This window comes from Trichloromonas sp., from assembly GCF_041583255.1.
In the GTDB taxonomy this organism is placed as follows: Bacteria; Desulfobacterota; Desulfuromonadia; order Desulfuromonadales; family Trichloromonadaceae; genus Trichloromonas.
Window position 1 is genome coordinate 1 of sequence record NZ_JBFHGD010000112.1, and the last position, 10866, is coordinate 10866.

Genomic DNA, 10866 nt, shown 5'->3' on the forward strand with positions numbered 1-10866 from the left:
GACTGATCTAGAGACCGATAAGTACGACGGCCGGGACACGCCCGGCCGTCGGGGCTACCGGGAACTGCTGCAAAAAAAATCCATTAACACATGCAGACTCCCCTCACCTGCCCCGAACCCCGGTCAGGCGAGGGGTTCAGGGGGAAGCGATCCCTCTAGTTGCTTCTTTTTGATTTTTTCTATCAGGGTGGTGCGTTTGAGGTTGAGCAGTTTGGCGGCCTCTTTTTTGTTGCCGCCGGTCTTGGTCAGAGCCTTCAGAATCAATCGATCCTCAAAGTCGCTGACCAGGGCATTAAAGTCAAAATCTTCTTCGACCGGCCCCTCTTCGATCGCAACCTCGTTGCCAACCGCAAAAGCTTCGCTCTCTTCATCCATTTGGATATCGCCGGATATCTGGTATTTTTCCGGCAACTCAGATGCCGTGACCAGCTCGCCGGTATGAAGAATCGACATCCGCTGAACCAGGTTTTCCAGTTCACGAACATTGCCCGGCCAGGGATATTCCAGCAGAGAGGCCATGGCGTTGGGTGAAAATCCCTTCAAACCATTCTTGCGGCCGCGATTGAAAACCTGAACAAAAGTTTCGAGCAGCACTGGAATATCTTCTTTGCGCTCCCGCAACGGGGGAATAAACAGGGGGACGACGCTAAGACGGTAGAAAAGGTCTTCACGAAACCTCCCTTGAGCTACCGCGGCCTCGAGATCGCGGTGGGTGGCCGCCACAATCCGCACGTTGACCGAAACCGGCTTGACCCCACCAACCGGCTCAAACTCGCGCTCCTGAATGACCCGCAGCAGCTTGGCCTGCAGCGAGGGCTTCATGTCGCCTATTTCATCGAGGAACAGGGTGCCGCCGTCCGCGTACTGAATCCGGCCCATCTTGGACTGGTTGGCACCGGTGAAAGCCCCTTTGACATAGCCGAACAGTTCGCTTTCCAGCAGATCGTCCGGGATAGCGGCACAGTTCACCGGGACAAAGTTTTTCCCTTTGCGCGGGCTGAGCGCATGGGTCGCGCGGGCCACGAGTTCTTTCCCGGTACCACTCTCCCCGTGAATCAGCACGTTGCTTTCGCCGTCTTCGGCAACTTTTTCAAGACTCCTGAACAGGGCGCACATTTTCGGCGCCTGCCCGATGATCCCCTGAAAACCGTCGTTTTTGCTGATTTTCGGACTGCGCTTCTGGTGATGCACCAGGAGTTCGTGATGCTCCAACCCCCGGGCCGTGGCAATCACCGCCTCCTCGAAATCGTATGGCGAATGGATGTAGAAAATCGCACCGCGTCTGAGCGCTTCGACCACCGAGTCCCGGTCACCGTAAGGGACGCTAACGATGACCGCGACCTGGGGATAGTGGGAGCGAATCTGCTTCAGCAGCTCGATTCCGGCCTGTTTCGGCGAAAAAAGATCGGTAATGACCAGCGAGATGTCCTGTTCCTCAAGGATCTCGATGGCCTCAGTGGGGCCCTGCGTTTCCAGAACCACACATCCGATATGCTTGCGAAGCATGACGGCCAGACCCTCCCTGGCCTCCCTGCTGCCATCCACCAATAGAATGCTGCGCATAGATTCGGACATTTAAACACCTTTTGAGCATTTCATTATTATTGACGCTATCACCAGACCCACTACTGCTGGCGTTTATTTAACCACTGCCTGCCAGGCGCAAAAAAACATTACCCCCCAACCGCCTGAAGACACTGAGATCTTCAACAGTCAACCAGATAAAAAGAAAATAAACAACGGTCTGCCTCCGATAATAACTCAACAAATCAAGACAAATCAACACGTTATTACATGAAACCCGATCCGGCACCAACATTCTGTCCGGTAAAAGCCCAGCGTCCGTCCGCCAGCCCCCATCCCCTCCCCCACAGAGGCAAACAAAAGGGGATGAGCCTTTGCTTGATTTTATCTTAAAAATAAAATAAAATCACATTAACTATAAACTAATTAAAATAAAGCCGTCAGGATTATTGCGTGCGCCTTAAACTGATCAACAAATACAACCTCGTCATGGGAGCAGTCCTGCTGGCGACCATGATCATGTATGCGTTTCTTAACGTCGAAACCCTGACCACCATGTTCATGGATGATGCGCTGAAGGACGTTGACAACCTGAGTGAAACGGTTATTCGAACCACCCATTACCAGATGCTCGAAGACGACCGCCAACGAGTCTACCAGATGATTGAGGAGGTCGGCTCACAAAAGGGGGTGAACCGGATTCGCCTGCTGGACAAAGAGGGCATCATCAACTACTCGACCCACAAAGACGAAATCGGCACCTGCGTTGACCGCAACTCCGAGGGCTGCAGCGGCTGCCATAGCGGCGAGACCCCCCGCGTGCAAGCCTCTTCGATGGATCGCAGCCGGATTTTCGTCAATCGCGAAGGGGTTGAACTGCTCGGCGTCACCAAGGAAATCCTCAACAAGGAAAGCTGCTACACCGCCCAATGCCATTTCCACGCCCCCGAAGCGCAACTGTTGGGGATTCTGGATGTCCACGTTGATCTGTCAAGCGTGCGTGCCACCGCCGCAGCCTACCGCAACAACATCATCGTTTTTACGCTTGTGCTGCTGCTGATCCTGGGAACCTGCCTTTCGCTGCTGACCCATCAACTGATCAACGTGCCGGTTAACAACCTGCTGGAGCACACCCAAAAGGTTGCACAGGGCGACCTGTCAACCCGCGTTGATAATTACCCCCGGGACGAACTCGGCGAACTGACTGAAGCCTTCAACAGCATGACCGCCAACCTCAAGAAAGCCCAGGACGAAAGTCGCGAATGGGCAAACACCCTGGAGGCCAAGGTCGAAGAGCGTACGCAAAAAATCCAACGCATGCAGTCCAAACTTCTGCGATCAGAAAAACTGGCCTCCATAGGCGAACTGGTCGCCGGAATCGCCCATGAAATCAATAATCCGCTGACCGGCGTCCTGATGTTTGCCGCCATGATCGAAGACGACCCCCGACTTGATCCGGCGATCAAAAAAGATCTGCAGACCATCGTCCACGAAACCCAGCGCTGCGCAAAAATAGTTCGCGAACTTCTCGACTTTTCGAGGGAATCGGTCCCCCAGAAAAAAAAGGACTCGGTCAATCAGGTTCTCGACAAGACCATGGCCCTGGTCCAGCACCATACCTCGTTCCACAACATCAGAATTAGCAGAGAGTATAATGAGGCCCTCCCCCCCATTCTGATCGACCCGAGCCAGATCGAGCAGGTTTTCATGAACGTTCTTATCAACGCCAGCCAAGCCATGCCTTCAGGCGGTCAGTTGACCATAAAAACCGATTTCTCCGCCCAGCCAAATCACCTGTATGTCAAGATAAGCGATACCGGTTGCGGCATCCCCGAGGAAAATCTGCAGAAAATTTTCGACCCTTTTTTTTCCACCAAGGGGGTCAAAGGGACTGGCCTCGGCCTGTCGGTGTCTTACGGAATCATCGAAAATCACGGCGGCCAGATTGAGGTCACCAGCAAAACCGGCGAGGGGACTGCCTTCACCATCCGCTTCCCCCTGACCGAAGCAAGCGTCAATTCAAGCGAACAACACCCTGAGAGCCAGGCATCCTGATCCCCTCTACGAGAGCACACACAAAATTCCCCGGCAGCCAAGGCTGCCGGGGAATTTTGTTACAGTCATGGCCGACGAGATCAACTGACCGCGCGATCGCGCACGGAAATTCCTTGTTTTTTCAATAAGGCCTGAAAGTTGGGGCGCAACATTCCGACCTCTTCTGCGGCCTTGGTAATATTCCAGTCATTGCGCTTCAAGGCATCCAGAACAAACGCCCGCTCAATGGGGGCCACGGCCCGCTCACGGACCTCCCGCTTGGCTTCCTTCAGCTCTTCTGTGGTCCTGGGGACATAATCCTCTTCAACAGCGAACCCTTCCCCGTCGGAGACAGGCAACTCGAGATCTTCCGGCTCAATCAGGTCGCCGACACTCAGAACCACCGCCCGCTCAATGATATTTTCCAGCTCTCGAACATTGCCGGGAAAAGTGTATTTTCTCAGCATGGCCATGGCTCCGGGGGCCAGGCCGCGTACTTCGTTGCCGATTTCATCGCTGAATTTTTTCAGGAAATACTTGACCAGGGGAACCAGGTCCCCCTTGCGGTCACGCAGCGCCGGCAGGTCGATAGGGATTATATTAAGCCGAAAAAACAGGTCTTCGCGAAAGGTTCCATCGGCGACCATATCCTTGAGATTTTTATTGGTCGCGGCAATCAAGCGAATATCAATCGGAATCGGCTTCGTTCCGCCGATGGGGGTGACTTCACGCTCCTGCAACACACGCAGCAGCTTGGCCTGAGTCGTCAAGCTGATGTTGGACACTTCATCCAGGAACAGGGTGCCGCCGTCAGCCACCTTGAAAAGGCCCATCTTCGTCTGCACGGCACCGGTAAAGGAGCCCTTGATGTGGCCAAAGAGTTCGCTTTCGAGCAGGCTTTCGGCAAGCGAGGTGCAGTCGACCGCCACGAAAGGCTGATCCTTTCGGGGGCTGTTCTGCTGAATGGCGCGGGCGACAAGTTCTTTGCCGGTTCCGCTTTCGCCGGAGATCAGAACCGTACTGTCAGTTCTGGCCACCTGCAGGATACGCCGGAAGACCTTGCCCATCTGCGGACTGTCGCCGACCAGCTGGCCCAGTCCCTGGTCCTTCAGCACGCTCTCTTCCTGGCCCGGATTGCTGAGCAGCAGGGCCCGTTGATCGAGAGCTTTCTGCACCTTTTCTGTTATCTGTGCCGGGGTGAACGGTTTGGCCAGATAATCAAAGGCGCCGTTTTTCATGGCTTCAACAGCCGTTTCCACGGTGGAATACCCGGTGATCAATATCACCGGAACATCCGGCTGCAGAATCCTGATGGCCTTGAGCAGTTCGATTCCACTCATCCCCGGCATCTTCAAATCGGTGATGACCAGGTCAAAGTCGTCTTCCTGCAGCTTTTCCAGCGCCACCCGCCCGCTCGACTTGGTTTCTACCTGGCACCCCTCCTTTTCAAGGATTCGACGAATCCCTTCCCTGATAACAGCCTCATCGTCCACCACAAGAATTCTTGGATTGGTCATTTGCTCCCAACTCCTCACACCCTTTGGCCAACCAAGCAAAGACCCTTGGCGGCATAAAGACAACAGGTCACGTCGTCATTAATCTTACTGGTTTTTTTTCATAAAAGCAATCCAATGTTATCCAACCGCTCGCTCACACCAGACCGACAGGCAGGCCCTCTCGAACCGGGCGCTCGCTGTTTTTTCGAATATATTCACATGCATGTTTTCTCCATACACCCGCCACAAAACCACAACCACTGGAAATTACGTCAACTTTTCTCTGGCAAAAAAAGTGTCCGGCAACAGGTCTTTTTACCGACTGTATATTTATTACATACAGGCCACTCTTCAAAAACCCACAAGAGCCCTGGAACAACAGGCTGAAACTGCATCATTTCAGTCACTTGCATACATATTAGGACAATCCAAGGTTTTGGCACGGGCACTGCTAGAGTATTCACAGGCTCTAACAAATAAACAAATAAAAATCTGTATTGAAGCCCGCCCCAGGCAGAAAGGAGAAAATGATGAACGCGTTGCGACACATCCCGAACATCGTCGCGTTACTGGCCGCGACCGCCGGACCGGCCCTGGCGACTCCGGGATCCAGCACCACCCACATGGGGATCGGCGCCTGGCTTTTTATCGGTTTTTGCTCTCTGATTTTCGTGGCCCAACTGGTGCCGGCGCTCCTCTTGCTGTTTGGCATGGCCAGAGGACTATTGGGCGGCCGGGAAAAATATTCGAAGCTCCTGACAACTGATTTATCGTAGCAATCCCTTAGTTAACCAGCTTGAAACTTTTCCTGAGAAAAGGGGGAAACACCGTGCGACAATTGACTAAACACACCCTGCTACTGTTCAACCTGGTACTCACCCTGCTGTTGTGCCTGTCAACGGCAGGCGCCATGGAATCGGCCGACTGCCTGGACTGCCATAGCGATGCGGGAATGGTCGGAGAGGAGTTTGCCATCAACGGCGAACATTTCGACACCACCGCTCATGCCGAGATGGGATGTTCGGGCTGCCACGAGTCCGTCACCGACGCCCACCCGGACGACGGGCTGGCTCCATCGAAAGCCAGCTGCAAAGACTGCCATGACAACATCTATGAAGAGTACAGCTTGAGCCTGCACGGCTCCAATGCCAGCTGCGCCGACTGCCACAATCCGCACGACGCGAAAGCACCAACCGAAGTCTCCGGTTTCGACATGAACCGCCAATGTTCCACCTGCCATGACACGGCGGAAACGGTCGCCACACATGACCAGTGGCTGCCCCAGGCAGGCCTGCACATTGAGGCGCTCCCCTGCATCACCTGCCATACTGGTTCTGAAAATTACGTCATTACCATGTATCTGATCCAACGCGATCAGGGCAACCGCTACAGCAAGTTCACTACCGCTGCCCGGGATGACCTCGAGCGTCTCGCCGGCGACAAACCCGTTCAGGCCCTGGTCGACACGGACAGCAATGGGCTTATTTCTCTCGCCGAACTCAGGGCCTTCAACAGCAACCCCAACTACAAGGACATGCGCCTGTGGGGCATGATGACACCGGAGTCGGTCACTCACTCATACCAGATTCTTGACAACCGCTGGGACTGTTCCTTCTGCCACGCTTCCGGCCCGGACGCCATGCAGACCAGCTATGTTGCCTTCCCGGAAAAAGACGGCTCCTACGTTCGCCTGGCCGTCGAAAAAGGGGCGGTTCTCGATGTCCTCAACGGCACTCCGGATTTCTACATGATGGGCGCCACCCGCAGCAAGTGGCTGAACATCGCCGGCCTGATGATTATTGTCGGCGGCATGGTCATGCCCGTCGGTCACGGCACCCTGCGTTTTTTGACCCGTAAAAACAGAGAAGGAAAGGGGCACTAATATGTCTGAAAAAAAAGCCATGATCTACCTGCAGCCGACACCAGTAAGAATCTGGCACTGGCTGAACGCCCTGGGAATTGTCACCCTCTGCGTTACGGGCGCCCAGATCCGGTTTCCCGAATATGTGAACATTTTCGGCACCTACAAGGCGGCCATCGAATTGCACAACACCGCCGGCATTGTTGTGGCGATCTCCTTCTTCCTCTGGATCTTCTACTACCTGTTTATCGCCGGAACGCTGGTGAAGCTGTACGTCCCCAACATGGGCGACATCAAGCAGGGCATATTCCGGCAGGCCCTGTTCTATTTCTTCAACTACTTCCGGGGCAAGCCCAACCCTCACCACACCACTCCGGAAAACAAGTTCAACCCGATGCAGAAGGCGGCTTACCTGGTGATCATGATGGCCTTGGTGCCCCTGGTGATCGTCACCGGCATCCTGCTGCTGAACATCGAACCACTGCGCAACACGCTGCTGATGATCGGCGGACTTAAAATTCTGGTCGGCGTTCATTTCCTGCTGGCCTGCTCGCTCTGCGCGTTCCTGTTCACCCATGTCTACCTGGCGACCCTGGGACATACCCCCTTCGCCCACTTTGTTCCGATGTGGACCGGCTGGGAAGAGGAAGAAGAACAGCATCAGCACTGACACCATCCGTTCCGGCATAAACCTCAAGTAAAAAGCGAAGCGCCTAATCGGGCGCTTCGCTTTTCTGGGTCTGTACTTGCTATTCAATTTAATCCCACACCGGGGCCACCAGCAACACCGGCCCTCCGTCTCCCCTTGAAAATGCAGGCTAAGGGTCCTGATCCTGAAGATATTCCATGGTCGCAGTCCAGAAGGACAGATCATTTCGGTTCTTTTCGTAAAGCCGGGCGTTCATGATGGCGATCCCGGCGATTTCGGCCAGAGCGGAAAGGAACGTCACTTCCTCCATGCTGAATTCCCGCCGGCACCCGCTGTAGACGCGCAGCACCCCGATAACCCTTTCTCTGGCCACTATCGGCAACGACAGAATCGAAGCAATGCCTTCGGCGACCGTGGCTTCAGGATATTCGAGCCGCGCGTCGCTGCGGGTGTCGGATATCAAGACCGGAACCCCTTCAAGGGTTTCCTGAATACTGCGATCGGTGTGCGGCGTTCCCTTGCGCAGAAACTTTTCACTGAGCCCCTCGGACGCCAGCAGCTCGAGTTCGTGAGTCGTCTCGTTGATCAGGCGCAGGGCACAGGCCTTCACCTGCATCAACTGGATCACCTGGGACACGATCAGGCCCATGACCTCACGGGAGTCAAGGGTCGCCAGAATCAACCGGGTGGTTTCGTGCAGGGCGCGAAAATACTGAAGACTTTTTTCCGGCGTGAGCCTTTGCGGCGAGAACATCCGAATCCGCTTCTGCAGCACTTCGGTCGCCCCGGACAACTCAACCCCGACCTCCTTCAGCATTGAAGAGAGGCGAATCCCTTCGGTTTCGTAAATACGGGCATTGGCGATGGCCAACCCGCCCAATTCCGCCAGTGCGGAGACAAACTCAATTTCCTCGTCGGAAAAACTCCTGGATTCTGCCGCATAAACCCTGAGCACGCCGACCGTTCCGCGGCCTGCCTCAACCGGTACCGACAGAATGGTGTTAATCCCTTCTTCGCGCAACGCCCCGGGATACTGGATACGCGGGTCCGCAAAAGCATCCCTGACAATGACGACCTCTCCCCGCAGAACCTCGGGAATGCTCTGATCCGCGCTCAAGACTCCCTTGGCAAGGTACTTCGGGCTGAGCCCGTGCGAGGCCACCAGTTCGAGGCAGCTGGTCTTTTCATTGAGCAGCCTCAGGCTGCCCGCCTTGACGCCGAGGGCTGAAGCGGTACGCTGAACCAGAAACCCGAGCGTTTCCTGTAACGACCGGGAGGAAAGAATAGCCTGCCCCGCCTCAAAAAAGAGCCGGAAGTATTCGACGGAACCGCCTGTAACCATTGTTTTATTTCTCCAATCTATCCATTACCTAACCTTGGAACCAAATAACCATGCGCGATCATCATACCGGAGTCAAAGGATTTTTTCAACAGTGGCCGCACAAACGCTTTTTTATTTACATAAACACATGAGGCCAGATGACGTCCATGGTCAATGGTCTAAACCCTCTTTTTTTAGCGGACATCTCACCGATCGCTAACATATTTCTAACAGCAACCGGAGAAGATCGCAGCCAACATAACGGGTCAAATAATTGCCCCTGTCCAAAAGAAATCAACCCCACAAGGAGAATAGAATGAAAGGGATCGCGGCAAAGAAATGGCTGCTGACAGCGGTAACCGTGGCAACGCTGTCAGCAACGGGAAGTGCTTTGGCCGAACCGGTCGGCGTCGACCCGGCATTGAAAAGCTACAGTAAAACCCAGGGCGTATCGGGCAATCTCAACAGCATCGGCTCCGACACCCTGAACAACCTGATGACCTTCTGGGCCGAAGGGTTCCGCAAGTCCTACCCCAACGTCAACATCCAGATCGAAGGCAAAGGCTCCAGCACTGCTCCTCCGGCGCTGATCGAAGGGACCGCGCAGATCGGACCGATGTCGCGCAAGATGAAAAAGAGCGAGGAAGAAGCCTTTGAAGCCAAGTTCGGCTACAAGCCGACCGCTATCGGCGTGGCCCTCGACTCGCTGGCCGTCTATGTCAACAAGGACAACACGCTGGACAAACTGTCTCTGCAGCAGGTCGACGCGATTTTCTCGAAAAACCGCAAGGGCGGCACCGCCAGTGAAATCACCACCTGGGGGCAGATCGGCCTGAGCGGAAACCTGGCCGCTCAGCCGCTCAGCCTCTACGGCCGCAACTCGGCCTCCGGCACCTACGGCTATTTCAAGGATTACGCCCTGTTCAAGGGCGATTTCAAGGATACCGTCAAGGAGCAGCCGGGCAGCGCCTCGGTGGTCCTCTCGGTCACCGAAGACAAGGCGGGCATCGGCTACTCGGGGATCGGCTACAAGACCTCCGGGGTCAGAGCCCTGGCCCTTTCCAAAAAAGATGGCGAAGAGGCGTTCGAGCCGAGCTACGACAACGTACTGGCCGGCAAGTACCCCCTTGGCCGCATGCTCTACCTCTACGTCGCCAAGCAGCCCAACCAGCCGCTGCCGACCATGGTCGAGGAATTCATCAAATACGTGCTCTCCAAGGAAGGTCAGGAGATCGTGGTCAAGGATGGCTACCTGCCCCTCCCCGCCACGGTGGCCGCCAAGCAGCAGGACCTGCTCAAATAAATAAAGGGCGCAATTTCGGCCCAACAGACTCGACCTGTCTGCCGTTTTCGGCAGACAGGTCTTTGTGCAGCCAGTTGCAGCGAGACAAGGCACTTTGAATGGATAAAAACGTACTTAAGAGGATCAAGCTTCGCGACCGACTTGCCCGTTATGTCATTACCATCGGCGGCATGTCGATCATCGCCTGCGTCATCCTCATTCTGCTGCTGATCGGCAATGTCACCCTGCCGCTGTTCCAGGAACCGACAGCCGTGCCGTTGGCGACACTCGTCCTCGAGAAAACGTCGGAGAACGCCTCGCCGCTGGCGATCGACATCGACGAATACCTGGAAACCGCCGTCGCCTTTACCGCGAACAACGCCATTGCGTTTTATGCCACCGGCCCAGGGACACTGATTGAGGCCATCCCCGTCGCCGCGCCCCAGGATCCGACCGCCATCCCCACGCAAGTCGCGGTCGATTCCCCCATGACCTTCAGCGTGCTCTGGAGCGACGGCAGCCTGAGCGTTGAACAGGTCCGCTTTATTCCGAAGTTCGATGATGCGGGAACTCGCACCTTCGAACGGCAGGTGCTGCGCAAGGGAAGCTTCGCACCGCCGCAGGAAGGCACGCCGGTGCAGTCGCTGGCGCGCGTGGAAAGCGACCGCCAGGTACGTGTCGACCTGCTGGCCGACAACC

General features: G+C 55.4%; 8 protein-coding genes and 1 pseudogene. 6 read left to right on the forward strand and 3 right to left on the reverse strand.

Features of this window, described 5'->3' with window-relative positions:
• Positions 1-123: 123 nt before the first annotated feature.
• Complete coding sequence (locus tag ABYV89_RS10205; RefSeq protein ID WP_432822850.1) at positions 124-1575, reverse strand: sigma-54-dependent transcriptional regulator; 1452 nt, start codon at positions 1573-1575, stop codon at positions 124-126.
• A gap of 402 nt (positions 1576-1977) precedes the next feature.
• Here ABYV89_RS10205 and ABYV89_RS10210 point away from each other — a divergent pair, with 402 nt between their 5' ends.
• Positions 1978-3579: a sensor histidine kinase gene (locus ABYV89_RS10210; protein WP_432822851.1), complete on the forward strand. Its 1602-nt coding sequence runs from the start codon at positions 1978-1980 to the stop codon at positions 3577-3579.
• A gap of 80 nt (positions 3580-3659) precedes the next feature.
• Here the strand turns inward: ABYV89_RS10210 and ABYV89_RS10215 are convergent, their stop codons facing one another.
• Positions 3660-5075, reverse strand: coding sequence for a sigma-54-dependent transcriptional regulator (locus tag ABYV89_RS10215; protein WP_432822852.1), 1416 nt, complete (start codon positions 5073-5075; stop codon positions 3660-3662).
• 509 nt (positions 5076-5584) lie between these two features.
• Between ABYV89_RS10215 and ABYV89_RS10220 the strand changes: the two genes are divergently transcribed.
• The 3 genes from ABYV89_RS10220 to ABYV89_RS10230 are packed head-to-tail and all read left to right on the forward strand — an operon-like array spanning position 5585 to position 7585.
• On the forward strand, positions 5585-5830 hold the full coding sequence (locus ABYV89_RS10220) for a hypothetical protein (protein WP_432822853.1): 246 nt from the start codon (positions 5585-5587) through the stop codon (positions 5828-5830).
• A gap of 53 nt (positions 5831-5883) precedes the next feature.
• The gene (locus ABYV89_RS10225) at positions 5884-6936 is read left to right on the forward strand and encodes a cytochrome c3 family protein (RefSeq protein ID WP_432822854.1); all 1053 of its coding nucleotides are present in this window, start codon (positions 5884-5886) and stop codon (positions 6934-6936) included.
• A 1-nt stretch (position 6937) separates the two neighbouring features.
• Complete coding sequence (locus tag ABYV89_RS10230) at positions 6938-7585, forward strand: cytochrome b/b6 domain-containing protein (protein WP_432822855.1); 648 nt, start codon at positions 6938-6940, stop codon at positions 7583-7585.
• A gap of 148 nt (positions 7586-7733) precedes the next feature.
• Here ABYV89_RS10230 and ABYV89_RS10235 read toward each other — a convergent pair whose 3' ends face one another.
• Positions 7734-8906 (reverse strand): GAF domain-containing protein, encoded by a 1173-nt coding sequence (locus tag ABYV89_RS10235; RefSeq protein ID WP_432822856.1) that lies wholly within the window; start codon positions 8904-8906, stop codon positions 7734-7736.
• A gap of 295 nt (positions 8907-9201) precedes the next feature.
• Between ABYV89_RS10235 and ABYV89_RS10240 the strand changes: the two genes are divergently transcribed.
• Together ABYV89_RS10240 and ABYV89_RS10245 are read left to right on the forward strand one after the other, a co-directional pair.
• Positions 9202-10188: a PstS family phosphate ABC transporter substrate-binding protein gene (locus ABYV89_RS10240; RefSeq protein WP_432822857.1), complete on the forward strand. Its 987-nt coding sequence runs from the start codon at positions 9202-9204 to the stop codon at positions 10186-10188.
• A 98-nt stretch (positions 10189-10286) separates the two neighbouring features.
• Positions 10287-10866, forward strand: a pseudogene (locus ABYV89_RS10245) (ABC transporter permease subunit); the annotation flags it as partial.

Excerpts from the sequence above, each read along its gene's own strand:
- ABYV89_RS10240 (WP_432822857.1), top strand. The coding sequence starts at position 9,202 with ATGAAAGGGATCGCGGCAAAGAAATGGCTGCTGACAGCGGTAACCGTG.
- ABYV89_RS10220 (WP_432822853.1), top strand. The coding sequence starts at position 5,585 with ATGAACGCGTTGCGACACATCCCGAACATCGTCGCGTTACTGGCCGCG.
- ABYV89_RS10205 (WP_432822850.1), bottom strand. The coding sequence starts at position 1,575 with ATGTCCGAATCTATGCGCAGCATTCTATTGGTGGATGGCAGCAGGGAG.
- ABYV89_RS10215 (WP_432822852.1), bottom strand. The coding sequence starts at position 5,075 with ATGACCAATCCAAGAATTCTTGTGGTGGACGATGAGGCTGTTATCAGG.
- ABYV89_RS10235 (WP_432822856.1), bottom strand. The coding sequence starts at position 8,906 with ATGGTTACAGGCGGTTCCGTCGAATACTTCCGGCTCTTTTTTGAGGCG.
- ABYV89_RS10230 (WP_432822855.1), top strand. The coding sequence starts at position 6,938 with ATGTCTGAAAAAAAAGCCATGATCTACCTGCAGCCGACACCAGTAAGA.